This is a genomic window from Leptolyngbya cf. ectocarpi LEGE 11479, assembly GCF_015207065.1.
GTDB classification, from domain to species: Bacteria; Cyanobacteriota; Cyanobacteriia; order Phormidesmidales; family Phormidesmidaceae; genus Leptothoe; species Leptothoe ectocarpi.
On record NZ_JADEXP010000018.1, the window covers coordinates 19569 to 37250 of the forward strand.

The following is a 17682-nucleotide window of genomic DNA, read 5'->3' on the forward strand; positions in this document are numbered from 1 at the left end:
ATGGGTTTGAGCAAATCTAGGCCAGCCACAACCCACGTCAAGCTTTTAGTAAGCCCCCCTTCAGGGCGCGTACCCTGGTCATTGCTCAGCTGGCTAGCTTTGGGCAGTGGGGCCGCGTTGTTGATAGCGGTGATCGTTTCCGGTGCCCGACTGATTGTTGACCCCTATAGTCCTAACTGGCTAAAACGGGCGTTTCCTAGTTTGGTCAATAGCTTTGAGGCCGCACCGCAAACCGCTGCTGATATTCGTGCAGAGCTGCGATCTCAAAATCTCGTTGCCGGTCAGCCGCTGCCCTGGCCCCAGATCGATCAACCCAAAGCCTGGTTCTACCCGATTTTGAGTAGCGATGGTCGTGCCATCCAGGAGCTGTGGGTCTATCGAGTGCGGGGTGATCTGCTGCAGCGAGTCGAGCAGGTGGCCATTGCGCCCATGAAAGACTCGTTTATCACCACACCGCTGGTGGGCACGGCGTCCCAGGTGGCCAGTGTAGATAGCGATGCCCCCCTGTCATCTGTCAAGCTAATGCCCGGTGCAGCAAACCCCTGGATCTTGTTAACAGGCCAGCGGCGCTATGGCAACACCACCATGGCCTACGGTCAGATTCTCAGCTATCAGCCCCATTCCCAGCGGCTGCATCGATTGCTCAACTGGTCTAGCTCGGTGGGGCAACCGCCCCAGTGGCGCCATAACAAAACCGGCGAAACCAGCGAAACCAAAGACTCTCAGCTAGTGGTTGATCAAACCGTTGGACTGCGGCCTAGTTTTTTGCTGTATCAGCTGGTGCCCAACGACCCGCCCCAGCTCAAAGAAGTCTCCCTATATCGGTCTGTTTACACCTCAAATCTCAGCACGTCTCTCTATGACAAAGCGCTGCAGCTAGCCCAGGGCGCCGTGTGGTCCCACAGTCTGCAAATGATGCAGTCAGCTAAAAAAGCGCTGGCTAAAGACTGGTCCCCTGAGGCCCAAAGACAGCTCGATCTGATTCGGTTGCATGCTGAAAAAACCAAGGCTCAAACCGCCCAAACCTGGTCTAGTCAGGAGCAGCACATTCTCACATACCTGATCGACGGTCAGTGGGATCAGGCCCTCAGCGCCTTAGAAGCCACACCCGCCATTTATGAGTCCACTCTAAAACGTTTGGAACGGGACTTTGATGCCCTATGGCGAGGGGTCACCGTGCATTTAAAGGTGCATCCCCAGGATGTGACCACACAGATTTGGGGCGCACTACTGGTGAGCGCTCGCCAATCTGCAGAAGCGGGTGAGGACTGGTTAAAGCAAAAGACGCGTTCTAAGCAAGCCTTGGAACGTCTGCGGGCCGTGGGTCGTAGTCCGGTGATAGCGGCTGTGACAAGTGCTGATTCTAGTCCGGCGAGTGCTGCTGGCGACCAGGTGTCCACAGCTGCTGATTCACTCCCAACAACGACTGGCGTAGGCCGCTATGTGGGTCTAGTGGGGCAAGCTAGTGTGACGACGACACCGGATAAAAGCTGGTTGCGATCGCAAACCCTACCCACTCCCGTAACTGGACAAACTTGGTATCAGATCGAGGTGCAGCTCCTTCAAGATAGCTCGGGCTGGGGACGGCCTCCAGCGTCTATGACTGGAGCTAACTTTTGGGCTGAGTCTCAAGGTCTACGGCGTCAAATGCAGCTCTTTAGAGATAGTCAGCCAGTGGCTGGGGTTACCGTTCACGGTGTCAAAGCCACGAACGCATCCCTATCCTTGCTGGCGATCGGTCCTGATATAAGTGGCCCTGCCCTTGTCGCCACATCCAATAGTCTGCAATGGTTAACCACACTGCCCTGGCAGCCAGCGCCCCCCGTCAATGGTGTCTCAGCTGGCTCGGAAGCAACCGCCGCCCCTGGGCCCGATGCCCTGATGGCAGCAACCATGGGACACCATTTGGGGCTGGCCCCTGAGCAAACGAGCCAGCTCTATCCCTATTTGCAACACACGACTTCTGATCTAAGTGGAGATGCCTCACCCGAGCATCTTTTTACCATAGGTCGCGGCATTCCCCCAGAGTTCAACCTCACACCGGGAAAGACCATGATTTTCTCCACTGCTGGAGACCTGCTCTACAGTGATATCGGTCAGCAACAGTCTTTACTAGCTCTGACAAATAAAGATACTGAACACCCCGCAACGCTGCTGGTGGAACAGGCCGGTCGCTACAGTGTGGTTGGGTTTTGAACCAGTGCTTGAGCCAGTAACTGCTGTATCTCTCTAAACGGCAAGGGTTTACCAAATAGATAGCCCTGACCAATATCGCAGCCTGATTGTTGCAAGACCTGCAGCTGTTCTGGTGTTTCGATACCCTCTACCACGGTTTGCATGCCTAAGCCATGGGCCATGGTTAACATGCTCTCCAATAAAATTTGAGTGCGGCGATTGGTCAAAATCTCTTGGACAAAAGCCCGATCAATTTTGAAGCCATCGACCTCGAACCGAGTTAGATAGTTGAGACTGGAAAACCCTGTACCAAAATCATCCAGTGCTACTTGAAATCCGGCCTGCCGACAGCTTTGCAACATTTCTAGGGCAATGGGATCTTCCATAAACACCCGCTCAGTAACCTCCAGCTTAATTTGTGCTGGCTGTAGATTATACCGATGGAGCACCGTCTGTAAGTCAGTTAAAAACCGATCTTCCGCTAGCTGTCGAGGGGCAACATTGATGCTCATAAACAGCTGTCGATCTGGACACAGGGTCTGAAACTGGACTAAATCACGACAGGCCTGTTGAATCGTGTGCTGCCCGATCGGGATAATTAACGATGTTTCTTCGGCAATACTGGTAAATTCCCCAGGGGATACATGGCCGCGAGTGGGGCTAAACCACCGGATCAATGCCTCAAACCCAAGAATTTGACAGGTTTTAATATGGACTAGGGGCTGATAGTGGGGGCGTAGTTGCTGATTGCTAAGGGCGTCCCGTAGCTCTGATTCTAGCCGCATTTTATCAAGCACCTGGTCATCTTCGTCCGGTAACTGGGGGGAGCGCTCAGGGGGAATCAGTAATGGTGGCGATGAGGTGACCTGGGGCGTACTGCGCATGCGGTGGAGCAGCGTATTCAATAAAAGTTTGACAACCGGATCCGCATCTTGCACCCGCTCTGAAATTTGTCGGCTAGAGATAGTCACACAGACAGTCTCTTCTAAGGCTTTAGCTGAGGCTGAGCGCGGTGCTGTATCCATGGCAGCCATTTCTCCTAGCACATCACCACTGGTCAAGATTCCCAACGGAAATGGCTGACCATCAATACTAACGGCTACTTCTACCCGTCCTGACTCAATGATATAAGCCCAATCTCCGAGGTCTCCCTCAGAGAAAATTGTTTCACCCATCTGAAAGTGTTTCAGCGTAGAGGAGGAACCCCAGTGAGCCATGGATGTCTTGCCCAGTGAACAACAAAAATTAGTTAGTAAAAATCACAGGGATGCATAATCAAAAGACACCTGTGATATGGATTTGGTTTCCTGATTGTTTGTCCGTTCTACCAAAGGGCTACGGGTAATTACGGGGATTTGGGGATAGCAATGGTGCAAAAACTACGTTAGGAAGGGTGAGCAAACACCATTTTAGGAACTAAGTGCGGTGTCTCATCTTTGATTCTAAAAACACCAATGCCCAGAAATGGACAGGTTGCAGTAACAACTCGCAATGGCTGCTCCAGTGCCAGGGTGGGGTCGCTGGGCAATTTTTGTCCGAAACACCAACGTCGGGCCGCTTCAGGGGACAGTAAAATCTGTGGCAAATGCGCCATGGCCACCGCCGGGGCAATCAGTTGAGTCTGTTCCGGCTGCTCAATTAAGATTTCAAGAGAGATACTGGTTTCTAAGGTAAACCCGCTGCTTTGTGTTCTTAGTAGTGAGGCTAAGGTGCCCCCTACTCCGAGAACTTGTCCGAGATCTCGGGCTATGGAACGAATATAGGTACCGGCTCCACAAGTGATATCTAATGTGACTTGAGGTGTTTTCCCTGCTTGCCAATGGACTACATCAATGTGGTGAACAACCACATGACGCCTGGGGACATCCACGGTTTCGGTAGTGCCTCGGCGTGCCAGATCGTAAAGTCGCTGACCATTGATATGGACCGCGCTGTACATAGGAGGGATCTGCTCAATTTCCCCTTGAAACTGAGATAGAGCCTCCATCACAGCGGCCTGAGTCAGATGGTTTGCTGGTGTCTGAGTCAGGACAGTACCCTCTAGGTCATCTGTCTCGGTGGTTGTTCCCAGCTGCACAACGGCACGGTAGGCTTTCTCGCTGGGTAAATACTGCAGCAGCCGCGTAGCCCGACCAACGGCCATGGGTAAGACACCGGTTGCCGCCGGGTCGAGGGTACCGGCATGACCAATCTTTTTGGTTTTGAGTAAGCGACGCAGTTTGGCCACACAGTCATGGGAGGTCCACCCGGCTGGTTTGTGAAGGTTGAGAAAGCCGTCGGGCATGGGCTGCAGAAATACTAGAAATACGGTTGAGTACTGTTGGGGCTACTAAATCCTATCAGGGCGATTGAGGTGCAGGCGTAGAAAATTCGGGCTGTGGTGCTTCTTCTAAAATTATCTCTGGAACAGTGGGCTCTGGGTCAGCAGGTGCGGTAGGGGTCTCAACTGTGTCTGCCGCTGAGCGTGGCGGTCTCCCTAACCCATCGGCTAGAAATGGTCCGGTTAGGTCTCGAATCAGGGTGAGTTTAATGGGCTCTTGGTTGAGCTGGGTAATCCCCTCAGCTGTCAGTAACGGTTGATAGGTGGTGTTTCCGGTGAGATGCTCGGTCAAAAAGGCCAGGCTAGACGCCTTGAGGTAATCCTGAGCCAGGGCAGGATCGGGACCAATGATTTCGGTAGGGAGATCAATGGCTTCACTACCGGTTTCGGTGATGGCAATGGTGGAAAAATGGGTGCCCTGACGCATGAGCAACAGATAACGATCGGGTTGCGTCAACCAGGTAAAAGGCACAAGCTGCTCTTGGAGGGCGGGGGTTACGGTATCAGCGCCGCTGGACACCATCATCGTAGGGGTGGTGACTTGTCCCAGACTCTCTTCACCAAAGAGGACGCTGGTGATGGGGTTGATTGCGATCGCAGCCCGCACCCGTTCATCTCGCAAGGACAGAGTGGCTTCACTCGGCTCTGCCAGCTGACTCGCCTGACACTGTAGCAGCAACGACGCATTCAGTGACAGAGAACTCGGCGGACAGCTATCTCGCAGTACCTCAAAGTCAATATTGCCCCCCGCTAAGGCCAATGCCGTATAGCCCCCAAAGGATTGGCCCAATAGCCCCACCTGGGCAAAATTAATTAAATTACTGTATGGGGTGGCCCCTTGCTCTAGATAGTTAAGCAGTGCGGAAATTTGCTGAGGTCGGTCAATAAATTCTTCATTGGATACCACATCAGCCGAACGCCCCACCAGCAGGGCATTAATCTGTTCAGCATTGCTGCCAGGGTGTTCGACATTAATCACCACAAAACCGTGGGAAGCCAAATGTCGTCCCAAATAGGCATAGGATGTGCGGTCATTCCCTAGCCCGTGGGAAATAATTACCGTCGGGCGGTTTCGTTGGCGCTGTCCCCGCAGCGTTGGCAAATAAACATCAGCTGGGATGGGAGCATTCCCAGACAGGGTCTGTCGCTCCACCCCGTAGCGTCCCCCTTGCCGAGCTTGGTTAGCCAAGACGCGCAGACTTGCCTGTTGGCTAGCAGGTATTTCTGCGGTGGGGGTGCCCAGATTTTCCAATAAATCAATTGAGGCTTCCGTTTCGTAAATGGCTCGATTGATCTCCCGCAATAACCCTAGTCCCCGGTCCAGCTCAATCCGCATTTCCGGAGAAGGAAACCTCCGCACAGCATTTAAAAGCGTTAGGCCCTCTTGCTCATCCGAAACGGCCACTAAAATAGCCCCTCGGAGGGCACGAAAATCGCTGCGTCGGGCCTCTGTGCGAATAAAGTCAGCGGCAATATTAAGCAGGTATTCTCCCTGTTTCGTATAAAAAAATCGATCTAACAGCACCACATTCAAATCAATGGTGTCGATATCTTGCTCTACACGCCAGGTCAGAGCTTGCCTGACTTCCTCAATGTCGTAGTCGTCGGGCAAAAACTGCGCATAGTAAGCCAGCTCCTCACTGAGCACCCCGTCTTCCACCAGCTGTTCTAAATCTGCCAACTCAATGGAGCGTTCAAGGGGACCAAAGGCAAACGTGATTCGTTCTGCCGCCTCGCCCGGCACAGCCGTTGCCAAGACGGCCCCTAGCCCCAGGGTTAAACGCTGAACGGATTTAATCGCAGCCGATACGCACTCTCGTTTCATAGGTAACCTAGTTTTGCAGCCGGAAAGACCTAAAGAATAAATTTAGGGGGATACTGTTTTTTGCAACAACGCTATCAACTCATCCTCACTCAAACGTTGAATACCTAGTTTTTCAGCCTTTGCCAGCTTTGATCCGGCATCTACACCGACCACAACATAGCTTGTTTTTGAACTGACTGACCCGGTCACTTTACCGCCGCTGGCTTCGATTTTGGCTTTGGCCTCTCGACGACTCAGGGTGGGCAGTGTGCCTGTGAGCACAAAGGTTTTGCCAGCCATGGGTAGATGCATGGGCTCGCTCGCGGGCGGTGGTCCCTCCAGCTGCACCCCCACTGTTCTCAACTGCTCTATCAGTCGCTGATTGGTAGTTCCCTGAAACCATTCATGGACCGAATAGGCAATTTCTGGACCAATGCCATATACTGCTTCAATCTCCTTGGGGTCCGCTGCCGCTAAACGGTCTGCTGTGTAAAATTCCTGGGTTAGCAGCTGAGCATTGACCACACCCACATGACGAATTCCCAACCCAAACAAAACCCGCGACCAGGGCTGTGACTTAGATGCTTGAATCGCATCCACTAGTTTCTGAGCTAGCTGTTGACCCATTCGTTCCAAGGGCAGTAGATCCTCTACGGTTAGTTCATATAAATCGGCCACGGAGCTAACTAATTTTTTGTCTAGGAGCTGGTGGACCCATTTTTCACCCAGACCTGCAATGTCTAAGGCTTGACGACTGGTCCAGTGGATCAGGTCACCCCGCACAATGGCCGGACAGGTGGGATTGATACAGCGGGTAACCGCTTCATCGGCAGGTCTTACCAATGTTTCACCGCATTCAGGGCAATGGTTGGGTAGCTGACAGCGCTCGGCACCCGCTGGTCGCAGCTCGGGGAGCACCCGCACCACCTCTGGAATAATTTCACCAGCCTTGCGGACGATGACGGTGTCGCCTTTGTGCAGGTTGAGTTCAGAAATGCGGTCGGCGTTGTGCAATGTGGCGCGGGCAACCGTAGTCCCGGCTAGCTGTACCGGTGCTAGCTCAGCTACGGGGGTAACGGCTCCGGTACGACCGATTTGTACCGTCATATCCTGCAAGAGGGTGGGGACTTCTTCCGCTGGGTACTTGAGGGCAATGGCCCAGCGGGGAAATTTTTGGGTAAACCCAAGTCGTTCCTGGAGTGCCAGGTCATTGAGTTTAACGACGACACCATCTGTTAAGTAGGGCAGCTCGGTACGAGCCTGGTCCCAATACTTGTAAAACTGAGCAACATCCGCAGCGGTGGGACAAAGCTGACGATTAGGATTAACCTTAAATCCTAAGGTTTTCAGAGCTGCCAAAGAGTCTGTTTGGGTCTGAGGTAATGACAGCCCGCCTTCCCCCTCCGGCAGCAGCAGCGTGTAAGCAAAAAAATCTAGCCGCCGCTGGGCGACGACCTTGGAGTTCAGCTGTCGCAGGGTGCCCGCAGCTGCATTACGGGGATTGGCAAAGGGGGCTTCATCCTTAGCCAGGCGGTCAGTGTTAATGTGCTCAAACACATCATTGGGAATAAAGGCTTCTCCACGAATTTCCACACGGGGCGGGGGATTGTCGATTTGTAGCCGCAGGGGAATGGAGCGAATAGTGCGGACATTTTGGGTGATGTCTTCGCCGCTAATGCCGTCGCCTCGGGTAATCCCTCGGGTGAGCAGCCCGTTTTCATAGGTAAGGGCGAGAGCGTTGCCGTCGATTTTTAGTTCTGCTACTACAGCCGCTTGGTTAACATCGGGGGTTTGCCGCTGCCAGCGGGTCTCCCACTGGCGATATTCGTCGATATCAAAGGCATTTTCCAGGCTGTAGAGTGGAATGTTGTGCTCCAGGGCAGTGAACTGACTGGCAGGCTTTTCTCCCACACGCTGGGTGGGGCTATCGAGGGTAACCAGCTGTGGGTACTCAGTTTCTAACGCTTGCAGTTCGCGATAAAGCCGGTCGTAGACTTCGTCGGGCAGATCGGGCGCGTCCAATACATAGTAGGCATAGCTGGCTTTTTGTAGCTGCGATCGCAGCTCCCTGGCCCGCTGTTGCCGATCCGCTGGAACTGTTGCTGTTATCACCGTTGCAAGTACTCAACTAATTACAAACTAATTACAAAATTCACCTGTCTGGACAGGCCCACTGAATTCTACCCAATGCAGGTCATGATGCTAGGAAACTAAATAGGGTTAGGGGGATTAACAACGTCCGGCCCGCCTATATTGATCTCATTCCATAGAGATAAGGGCTATTCAAGCCAGTCTGGGACAATCAGTACAAAGGCATTACCTATCGTGACATTTTTTCCCACACTTGATATTCGTCTGTGGATTTTGGCGGCTGGCCGTTTGCTTTCCCAGCTGGGCATTGGCTTTACTCTGTTTTATGCACCGTTATTTTTTGCCGATGATGTGGGCCTATCGGCGACGGCGATTGGGTTAGGGCTGGGCAGTCAGTCCCTCTCGGGCATGGTGGGGAGATTTGCCGGCGGTTCCATGGCTGATTCCCCTCGCTGGGGCAGACGCCGCACGCTGCTACTATCCGCTGCCATTTCTGCAGTGGCCGATGGCTGTTTTGTCATCACCCACGATTTTTGGGGCTTTGTGGTTGCCAACCTACTCATGGGGCTAGGAGTCGGTCTATACTGGCCTGCCACTGAAGCGGTCGTGGCCGATATCACCACCGAGCACAATCGCAACGAAGCGTTTGCCATTGTCCGTTTGGCCGATAGTCTAGGTCTGAGTCTGGGGGTGGTGTTAGGCGGAGCCGTGATTGCGGCATTTCAAGCCTATCGGGTGCTCTTTGCCCTAGATGGCATCACGTTTATGGTGTTCTACGCCATTGTGGCTATGGCTATCACTGAGACCCTCAGCACTCGTCGCGTCTCCGGGGGCTTTTGGCAGGGGTGGCGAGTGGCGGTATGCGATCGCACCCTCCAAATTTATGTCCTAGTTAACTGTCTCTTTCCCCTCTATCTCTCCCAGTCTCAGAGCACCCTTCCCCTCTATCTCAACCGTTTTACCAGCCTTGACAACCATGCCGCCGTGGGCGGAATTTTTACTTGGGCCATTGTTCTGACCGCGCTATGTCAACTCCCCATAGCTCGCTGGCTCAAGCGATTTAACCAGCCCTACGCCCTAATGATTGCCTTAATTTTTTGGGCCGTTATGTTTTTTAGCACCTGGCTCGTAGGACAGCAGCTGATCACCCCCCTTATATTTGTCCTGATCGGTCTGACGGCCATGGCTTTGGGCACCGTGGCCTATACCCCTATCGCCTCGGCCCTGGTCGTTGGCATCGCACCCTCTCACTTGCGAGGTGTGTATCTATCCGTAAATTCTATGTGTTGGGCCATCGGCTATCTAATCGGGCCACCCTTAGGGGGCTGGGCCTTAGACAACGACCATGCCCATACATTCTGGCTATGGTTGATACTGAGCACTTTGGCTGGAGCCTTAATCTTAAAGAACCTCCAAGCTCAGCTCCGTAAAGACATGGGTAAAGCGTGAGTTGTAATTTGGTGCTGAACCGGTTATCCCCCATACACTTAGCACCAGTGCAATTGGCCTGTAAGTTTAAGATCTGCTCTCAATCACCGTAGGAAAAACACTCGGCGAGAACATCTCCCATAGCGCCTCATGGTAGGGAGCATAGTATTGCTCCTGCCCATGGGTCACATGCCATTTAAACTCTTGCCCCAACAGATTCAGCATCTGTCTGACCAGCTCCCAATTCACCTTAAGGGTGGGATAGAGCATGACACACAGCGGGAAAAGTTCTTGTTGAATAGAGTCCAGACTTTGTTCCAATACACAGGTCCAAAGATAAATCTGAAACATCTCCGTATCACGCACGCTAGAAACGCGCACCGCTGCACTGTCTAGACGCTCGGTATAACACTGATAGTTGGGATAGAGCTGATTAACCCGATCGACGACATTGGTTGCGATCTCAGTACTGTGGGGCAAAAGTGTTTGAATCACCTTTAATCGCTCATCCCCATAGGTATACATGGCGGCAGCATTGTAGGCCCTCTGTAGTGGCATGTAAAGGTGATCGTCAATCACCTTAAAGTAGGAGGCTAAGGCATTGCGCTCATCTTCGGGGGCAGCCTCTATCAGGATCTGACCGCAATGATGAAACTGCATACTCACAAAACCAATCAACCGTGGATCGCTAGAGGTATAGCGCTTTCGAATCACCCCTAAGCCAGCCGAAATTTTGACCGATAGTTGCTGGGGAGGAATATGCCTGGCATACGCGGCTAGTGCTCTAGAGTAAACCCTGTGAACATCGCCCGCTATGCTCCATGGGTCAATCAACTTGGCATTAACGCGATGTCTTTTGACTTCTTGAGCCAGTAACGCTTCCGTTAAATTCCACGCCTTTGCGCTGGCAGACCGTAGCTCTGATGTCAGATGCTCAACAAGCGTAGCGCGGGTCTCTGTCTCTAAACTTGAATTGTCCAGAGCATCGTCATAAGTTTCAACGGAATTAATATATCGTTTAGCCCAAAGCTGAGCTAGCTGGGCTGGACTCGTACAATTTCCAGCTATCGCCTGCACTTGATTAGTTTGATGCATCTAACACTTTTCTTAGGAAACACTCTAAATATTGGCTAGCAAATGTAGGCAGTTAGCGAACATTTCCCCTCTCATAGCCCCTGAGAAAATCACACAGCTGTGTTGCCCATGGAAAACCTCAGCCATTGGCAAACGGCTTCATAGTCAAGGCACTATAAACTACTTAAAACTACTTAGTTTACTTATCTTAACAAAAGCTCGGATTTTTCATGGATATCTATAAATATAAGTAAATGCCCCTAAACAAGGAACGGCATTTACTCAGCCAATTGGCGTAATGTGTTGAAAATTAGATAGCAGCAGACCAGCCCACAGAGATTCAAGCCCTGCAGGCTAGTGTGGCAAAAAAGAATAGAGCACTCAGAAGCACCTAAGCGACTTCAATCACCTCAGGGAAAAGATCGGGGGAAAACATTTGCCAAAGGGCGTCCTGATACGGTGCGTAATATTGCTCCTGTTCGAATGTTGTATGGTGGCGAAACTCTCGAGCCAACAAGTGCAACATCTGTCTAACCAACTCCCAATTCACCTTCAGCGTGGGATAAAGCATGACGCACAGCGGAAAAAGCTCCTCTTGAATGGCGTTAAAACGCCCCTCTAAAACGCAGGTCCACAGGTAGACCTGGAACATTTCAGTATCGCGGATACTGGATATGCGAACCGGTCTACTATTCAGGCAGTCCGTATAACAGTGATAGGAAGGGTACAGCTGATTGACCCGATTGACGACGTTATTAGCAATCGTTGTTATGTGGGGCAGCAATGTTTGAACGACACCTAAGCGCGCATCACTATAGTCGTAGGCCGCTGCTGCATCGTAGGCCCTCTGCAGTGGCATGTACAGGTGATCATCGACAACCTTGAAGTAGGCGGAAAGCAGCGCTCGCTGTGACTTAGGGATACTCTTTAAAAGCATCTGCCCAGAATAGTGGAACTGCATACTAACAAACCCAATTAGCCTGGGGTCAGCGCTGGTATACCGCTGCCGTATTTTCCCCAGATCAGCCGAGATATTGACAGATAATCGGCAAGGTGAAAGTTTGTGGGCATAAGCTTCCAGGGCTTTGCCATAAATGTCGTAGACATCTTTGGATACCTGCCATGGGTCCACTAAGCTTGCTTGGATACAGTGGCGTTTAACCTCATGGGCTAGAAGCGACTCGGTTAAGTTCCATGCTTTCACACTGGCCGATCTCAAGTCTGACAGTAGCTGGTCTACGAGGCTGGCACGGGTTGTTGCTACTGCCCCAGCTTTCAAGGACTGGTCACAGGCGGCAAGATTGCTCAAATATTTCCGTGCCCACAACTCTGCCATTTGGGCGGGGCGACCGGGGCCAGAGTTACTGCGAGGTACTTGCCTAAGGTCGGTTCCATGCATGTGAAACATTGGTCTCTCCGAAAGTTCTTCGAAGTACGTAAAATCACGTAACCAGTATGAAGTTGGAATACAATATTCACGGTTACGTTACTACGAACAATACTGGTATATCACGTTTGCTATTGCCAACCGAACGGATACAGGTAAATGAAACAATTTAACATAATCTTAAGGAAATACTAGTGGTCAAAATCGACTAACAATGTGTTCTCTTCAGAAGCGTTAAGAAAATTAACTCGTTGATTATTCACGGATTCTCTACTTACTCGCTTTGTTTATAACCCTCTTGAGTCGTTGCCAAAGCCCCTAGGTATAACGTTATTTTTTGTTGTCTGTTTCATTTTTGTTACATCTGCGAGAGTGTCGCAAAACAGCTCAAATCGTCGTGATAGCATACGAACCATAAGCTTTTAATCGATTTGGAGAAAAACCTTGGCACTTCGGGTTGCGGTTGTTGGAGGCGGTCCAGCAGGTTCTTCTGCTGCTGAGACGCTAGTAAAAGCAGGTATTGAAACCTATCTATTTGAACGCAAGTTAGACAACGCTAAGCCCTGTGGTGGAGCGATTCCCCTTTGCATGGTTGATGAATTTGACTTGCCTCCCGAGATCATTGATCGCCGCGTGCGCAAGATGAAAATGATCTCCCCTTCAAATATTGAGGTCAATATCGGTAGCACTCTCAAGGATGACGAGTACATTGGCATGTGCCGCCGTGAGGTATTGGATGGCTTTCTGCGTGAGCGGGCTGAGAAGCTTGGCACCAAGGTAATCAACGGTACGGTCCATAAGCTAGAGATTCCTGGTAATGATAAGGATCCCTACACGCTGCACTATGCCGACCATTCCAATGGCACGCTCCAGGGTGATGCTAGGACTCTTCAGGTAGACATGGTGATTGGCGCTGACGGTGCCAACTCTCGCGTGGCTCGGGCAATTGATGCGGGTGACTATAACTATGCGATCGCATTTCAAGAGCGTATTCGTCTACCCGAAGACAAGATGGGCTACTACGAAGAGCTAGCAGAAATGTACGTCGGCGACGACGTATCCCCCGACTTTTACGCTTGGGTATTTCCCAAGTACGATCACGTTGCCGTGGGCACTGGCACCATGCGTGTCAACCAGGCCAAGATCAAGCAGCTGCAAAAGGGTATCCGTGAGCGTGCTGCCAAGCGTCTTGAAGGCGGCAAAATCATTAAGGTAGAAGCCCATCCTATTCCTGAGCATCCCAGGCCGCGTCGGGTTGTTGGTCGGGTTGCTCTAGTTGGCGATGCCGCTGGCACCGTAACCAAGTCTTCCGGTGAAGGGATCTACTTTGCTGCTAAATCTGGTCGCATGTGTGCAGAAACTATTGTTGAACTATCCAATAGTGGTGAGCGTGCCTTAACTGAAGCCGAACTTAAGACCTATATCAAGCGCTGGGACAAGCAGTACGGCGTCACCTACCTCGTGTTGGATATTTTGCAGCGCGTATTCTACCGCTCCGATGCCACCCGTGAGGCCTTTGTGGAAATGTGTGCCGACATGGATGTTCAGAAGCTCACGTTTGATAGCTATCTGTACAAAACCGTCGTTCCCGCTAATCCCATTACCCAGATGAAGATTACTGCCAAAACCATTGGCAGCTTAATTCGTGGTAATGCATTGGCTCCTGCTGAGTACTTCCCGGTTGAGCCTATTGCCAAATAGCTGCTGTAGGTATTAATACCTGGCGATTTTATAGCTAACAAAAAAGGGGGCCAACCTTGGCCCCCTTTTTTGTTAGCTAATAATGATGATGCAATGCCACACTTCCATATGTATGACCACTGATGAAACCTAAACAAATCGCCTTCTCCCATGCTCACTCAAAATGCCCACGCCCTAACTGGCCGCGCGATTAGCAAAGAGTTGATCATCCTGAGGTAGCTCTAGACAGTAGCCTGCCCCATAGACAGTCTTAATAAACTTAGGATGACGCGGATCCGGCTCTAACTTAGTTCGCAAATGGCGAATGTGCACGCGGATAGTCTCAATATCGTCGTTCGGGTCATATCCCCAAACTTCCTTCAAAATTTCACTCGGTGCCACTGTCTGACCATGACGCTGTAGTAAACAGTGCAACAGTTCAAATTCCAAGTGAGTTAGCTTGACAGTACGCTCAAACCAAATGGCTTCAAAGCGCTCGGGCACTAAGGTCAACGGACCGTAATTCAGAATCTCACTATGCTTTGCCGCCTGAGGAATGCGGTCAGTACGTCGCAATAATGCCCTCACTCGCGCCAACATCTCCTCTAGCTCAAATGGCTTGGTGAGGTAATCGTCGGCACCTGCATTAAAGCCGTCCACTTTGTCCTGGGTTTGCCCCAAGGCGGTTAGCATTAATACCGGAATATCGGCTGTTCGCTCATCACGGCGAACACGCTGGCAAACAGTAAGGCCGTCTACCTTAGGCAGCATCAGATCAAGCATGATCAAGTCTGGCAAGAGCTGCACAGCCAGTGCCTGCCCCTTAACACCATCTTCAGCCTGACTAACATCATATCCAGCCATTTCCAGGTTAACTGCCACCAGTTCTGAAATGGCTGGATCATCATCAATGACAAGTATACGAGGCATCTTAAAAACAGAGGTTTTACTATATGGAATAAGGAAACTAACTAGGGTTTCCTGACTGCCTCTCATCAAAGTTTAAAGTGGGAGACAAATGTTACCCCAACTATATAGTATCGCTACAATAATTTACACGATGATACCTTAAGGTTTAATTTACGTCATGATTACCCCTGTCAATGCGTCAAAAGCGCACAGAGGAACGGCCTAGCAGCCTGGTATCCAGCCGCTAAAGAATAAATATTACCGAAGCTAACTTGATTAGTTCTGTCAGGTTTTAACTCCCCAGGTAGGATTCGAACCTACGACCAATCGATTAACAGTCGACCGCTCTACCACTGAGCTACTGAGGATTGTTCAGCTTTATAAATATAGGCAATTCTATGTCAGTTGTGCAAGGGATTTTTTCATCTTTCTTGGAAAATCTCAAAAATCGAGCGAGCCTAACCTCGTTGCCCTAGGGTGTAAGAGGGCTTGCCCCAAAGCGGCAGCCATTCTGTGGGCAAAGCCTGCCGCTAATTTCCCTCTACTGCATCAAATGGGTTCGTAGTTTAGCTAGCTTGGCCTGAGTTTCGGAATTTAGTGACTTGGATAAAAATCGCTGTTTGGAGTGCCTTTGGGGTTTCTGGCGATGTTTAACGTTTTGGACTGACAGGTTAACATCAGAGGCTAATTGGTTGGCCGACATCCACTCAGCGCCGTATCCAATCACCGTTAGCTGCTGAGCCCGGTCAGAGGTGGCCACAATCAATCGTTTTTGAAATTTGCGACTATCATTGCGAAACTTGGCACAGGTTCTTTCTATGTAGCTATCGGCAGTTTGACCAAAGCTGGTGTAGTGCACTGAGAGATGTTGAGTTAATGATTCACTGCGATGGGTCTGGGGTTGGCCATAGGCGTCAAAGACGAGTAATGTCTCAAAGCCTTTATAGGCACTGTAGTTGGCCAACGTCTCAGCTAGGCCATTACGGGCAAACTCTAGTCCCTGAACATCTCGCAATTCTATTAAATCTGGCCAGGCACCGATGATGTTGTACCCATCGACTAATAAAATTGCCTGCGAGGTGGAACCGGTCATCTCTGGGTGCCTAGGTAACGTGTAAGCCTATCATTCTTCTAGCTTAACGTTCACTATCCCCGGAACCTAGTGGATTGAGGATTTTTCTTACCTAAATCTGGGTTTGAGTTTGCTAGGTCAGGTGTAAATTTTTTAATGCTTGCTTAACTTGATCGGGTGCTCCTTGGGCAGCTACACGGCCTTGCTCTAGCAAAATGGCGCGATCGCAATAATCTAACTCCACCAATCGGTGGGTCACCCACAGCGCCGTAATGCCCTGATCTTTGACTAGATCGCGCACCTGGGAGACCAGCTCCAGCTGACTGTCTGGATCAAGCAGCGCCGTGGGTTCATCAAACAGCAGCACTCGGCAATGTTGGGCTAAGGCGCCTGCGATCGCAACTCGCTGCTTTTGTCCCCCGCTCAGTGCATAGATCGGTCGCCGCTTTAGATGTAGCAGGTTGACCATGGCTAATGCCTCATCCACCCGCTGACGCACAGCGGCATAGGACATATTTTCATCCACGAGACCAAAGGCAACATCTGCACCGACGGTGGGCATCACCAGCTGGTGGTCAGGGTTTTGAAAGACAAACCCCACCGGTTTCGGCAGCTGTATGGTGCCCTGGGGCGCGTCTAAGAGTCCTGCCAACAGCCTCAAAAGTGTGGACTTACCACTGCCGTTGGTGCCCAGCAGCATACAAAATTCCCCTGCTGGCACCTGTAATGAACAGCCTGCCAGCACCGATGCCCCTGAGTCCCAGCTAAAGTGCAAATCGTCAATTGCGATCGCTCGACTCATTTTCAAATCCCTCAGCAGTCCCCCTCATCAGTCCATCTTTTAAGCTGGCAGTCAAACAATCTCCACTGCCAGCTGCCCATGCCCCGATTTACTCAAACGGTTATTTCCCAGCAAGCACTAAGGACTGAGACTTTAATTAGGCCGTACAGGCGTTCCATGAAACGCCCCTGCAGAAGTAATGTTTGGAACTTTTGGATCTTATAAAATCCTGCTTCCTAATCATTGGCCATGGCAAAAAATCCTGCTGATTTACCCGAGGATGAAGCTCCACCAGATTTCTCATAAACCTGTACTGCAGCCAGCTCGCTGACCAAGACCGCCAGCTTTTTGCCTTCCTGCTTGTCGCAACTCAGCTCAAGAATCACAGGCTGCCCTGTCTTGAGCGCATTCAAAACCGTAGCGTAAGTCTCATCCGCAGCCTCTATCGTCTTTTTTTGGACCGACATCGGTAGGGCCGTATGCTTCAACGAAAGCTCAACTATATACATAGGAAAAAATTACTTATCTGAGAAGTCCGGTCTCTAGTATGTCAAAAATGCCCCCAAGTCAGGCATCAATAATTGAGGTAATTGAGGCAAGGCAAGGGACAGCCAAATCTTAAGAGAAAATACTGCTTGCAAAATGACACTAGCCTTTCAGAAAAATCCGCCTATAATGAGAGAAATAGTAAAGATAAGTAACATTTCTACTCACAAAGTCGAGCGAATCATTTAGGCATCATTCCGCACCGCGGATTACATAATCAATTTTTTGTGCCCGCGCTCGCCTCGTAAGTGGACTACTGAATCTTTACTAATTTTAGAAAATCACACTAGAGGATTTGAGATGACCATAGCAATGGGCCGTGCTGGAGCCAATCGGGGCGTCTTCGACGTTGTCGATGACTGGCTCAAGCGCGATAGATGTGTCTTTGTTGGGTGGTCCGGTTTGCTGTTGTTCC

General features: G+C 50.9%; 13 protein-coding genes, 1 tRNA gene and 1 pseudogene. 4 read left to right on the forward strand and 11 right to left on the reverse strand.

Going from position 1 to position 17682, the window contains the following annotated elements; genetic code table 11:
* On the forward strand, positions 1-2196 hold the full coding sequence (locus tag IQ260_RS03895; RefSeq protein WP_193991045.1) for a hypothetical protein: 2196 nt from the start codon (positions 1-3) through the stop codon (positions 2194-2196).
* Here IQ260_RS03895 and IQ260_RS03900 read toward each other — a convergent pair.
* The 4 genes from IQ260_RS03900 to ligA form a co-directional block, all read right to left on the reverse strand.
* Entirely contained in the window at positions 2175-3392 is a 1218-nt protein-coding gene (locus IQ260_RS03900; RefSeq protein ID WP_193991047.1) for an EAL domain-containing protein, read from the reverse strand. The genes IQ260_RS03895 and IQ260_RS03900 overlap by 22 nt on opposite strands.
* A 167-nt stretch (positions 3393-3559) precedes the next feature.
* The gene (gene truB / locus IQ260_RS03905; protein ID WP_193991049.1) at positions 3560-4459 is read right to left on the reverse strand and encodes a tRNA pseudouridine(55) synthase TruB; all 900 of its coding nucleotides are present in this window, start codon (positions 4457-4459) and stop codon (positions 3560-3562) included.
* Positions 4460-4514: 55 nt separating this feature from the next.
* Positions 4515-6320 carry an alpha/beta hydrolase gene (locus tag IQ260_RS03910; RefSeq protein ID WP_193991051.1) on the reverse strand — a complete coding sequence of 602 codons (1806 nt, stop codon included), beginning with the start codon at positions 6318-6320 and terminating at the stop codon, positions 4515-4517.
* Between the two features lie 42 nt (positions 6321-6362).
* Positions 6363-8411, reverse strand: a complete 2049-nt coding sequence (gene ligA / locus IQ260_RS03915; protein WP_322744894.1) for an NAD-dependent DNA ligase LigA — start codon at positions 8409-8411, stop codon at positions 6363-6365.
* A 213-nt stretch (positions 8412-8624) separates the two neighbouring features.
* Between ligA and IQ260_RS03920 the strand changes: the two genes are divergently transcribed.
* Positions 8625-9839, forward strand: a complete 1215-nt coding sequence (locus tag IQ260_RS03920; protein ID WP_193991053.1) for an MFS transporter — start codon at positions 8625-8627, stop codon at positions 9837-9839.
* Between the two features lie 66 nt (positions 9840-9905).
* Here the strand turns inward: IQ260_RS03920 and IQ260_RS03925 are convergent, their stop codons facing one another.
* Positions 9906-10913, reverse strand: coding sequence for a hypothetical protein (locus IQ260_RS03925; RefSeq protein ID WP_193991055.1), 1008 nt, complete (start codon positions 10911-10913; stop codon positions 9906-9908).
* 370 nt (positions 10914-11283) lie between these two features.
* Positions 11284-12300 carry a hypothetical protein gene (locus IQ260_RS03930; protein WP_228015509.1) on the reverse strand — a complete coding sequence of 339 codons (1017 nt, stop codon included), beginning with the start codon at positions 12298-12300 and terminating at the stop codon, positions 11284-11286.
* A gap of 423 nt (positions 12301-12723) precedes the next feature.
* Here IQ260_RS03930 and chlP point away from each other — a divergent pair, with 423 nt between their 5' ends.
* Positions 12724-13980: a geranylgeranyl reductase gene (chlP, locus tag IQ260_RS03935; RefSeq protein WP_193991057.1), complete on the forward strand. Its 1257-nt coding sequence runs from the start codon at positions 12724-12726 to the stop codon at positions 13978-13980.
* Positions 13981-14154: 174 nt separating this feature from the next.
* On the opposite strand, the gene IQ260_RS03940 is transcribed toward chlP, so the two are convergent.
* The 5 genes from IQ260_RS03940 to IQ260_RS03960 form a co-directional block, all read right to left on the reverse strand.
* On the reverse strand, positions 14155-14889 hold the full coding sequence (locus IQ260_RS03940; protein WP_193991059.1) for a response regulator transcription factor: 735 nt from the start codon (positions 14887-14889) through the stop codon (positions 14155-14157).
* A gap of 275 nt (positions 14890-15164) precedes the next feature.
* Positions 15165-15236: transfer RNA gene (locus IQ260_RS03945), tRNA-Asn, on the reverse strand.
* Positions 15237-15409: 173 nt separating this feature from the next.
* Entirely contained in the window at positions 15410-15961 is a 552-nt protein-coding gene (locus IQ260_RS03950) for an NYN domain-containing protein (protein ID WP_193991061.1), read from the reverse strand.
* A gap of 112 nt (positions 15962-16073) precedes the next feature.
* The gene (locus tag IQ260_RS03955; protein ID WP_193991063.1) at positions 16074-16742 is read right to left on the reverse strand and encodes an energy-coupling factor ABC transporter ATP-binding protein; all 669 of its coding nucleotides are present in this window, start codon (positions 16740-16742) and stop codon (positions 16074-16076) included.
* A 215-nt stretch (positions 16743-16957) separates the two neighbouring features.
* Positions 16958-17230 carry a hypothetical protein gene (locus IQ260_RS03960; RefSeq protein WP_193991064.1) on the reverse strand — a complete coding sequence of 91 codons (273 nt, stop codon included), beginning with the start codon at positions 17228-17230 and terminating at the stop codon, positions 16958-16960.
* 337 nt (positions 17231-17567) lie between these two features.
* Between IQ260_RS03960 and IQ260_RS03965 the strand changes: the two are divergent.
* Positions 17568-17682 (forward strand): annotated as a pseudogene (locus tag IQ260_RS03965) (photosystem II D2 protein (photosystem q(a) protein)); the annotation flags it as partial.

Coding starts and splice junctions, on each gene's coding strand:
- IQ260_RS03895 (WP_193991045.1), top strand. CDS start 1: ATGGGTTTGAGCAAATCTAGGCCAGCCACAACCCACGTCAAGCTTTTA.
- IQ260_RS03900 (WP_193991047.1), bottom strand. CDS start 3,392: ATGGCTCACTGGGGTTCCTCCTCTACGCTGAAACACTTTCAGATGGGT.
- truB (WP_193991049.1), bottom strand. CDS start 4,459: ATGCCCGACGGCTTTCTCAACCTTCACAAACCAGCCGGGTGGACCTCC.
- IQ260_RS03910 (WP_193991051.1), bottom strand. CDS start 6,320: ATGAAACGAGAGTGCGTATCGGCTGCGATTAAATCCGTTCAGCGTTTA.
- IQ260_RS03925 (WP_193991055.1), bottom strand. CDS start 10,913: ATGCATCAAACTAATCAAGTGCAGGCGATAGCTGGAAATTGTACGAGT.
- IQ260_RS03930 (WP_228015509.1), bottom strand. CDS start 12,300: ATGTTTCACATGCATGGAACCGACCTTAGGCAAGTACCTCGCAGTAAC.
- IQ260_RS03940 (WP_193991059.1), bottom strand. CDS start 14,889: ATGCCTCGTATACTTGTCATTGATGATGATCCAGCCATTTCAGAACTG.
- IQ260_RS03950 (WP_193991061.1), bottom strand. CDS start 15,961: ATGACCGGTTCCACCTCGCAGGCAATTTTATTAGTCGATGGGTACAAC.
- IQ260_RS03955 (WP_193991063.1), bottom strand. CDS start 16,742: ATGAGTCGAGCGATCGCAATTGACGATTTGCACTTTAGCTGGGACTCA.
- IQ260_RS03960 (WP_193991064.1), bottom strand. CDS start 17,230: ATGTATATAGTTGAGCTTTCGTTGAAGCATACGGCCCTACCGATGTCG.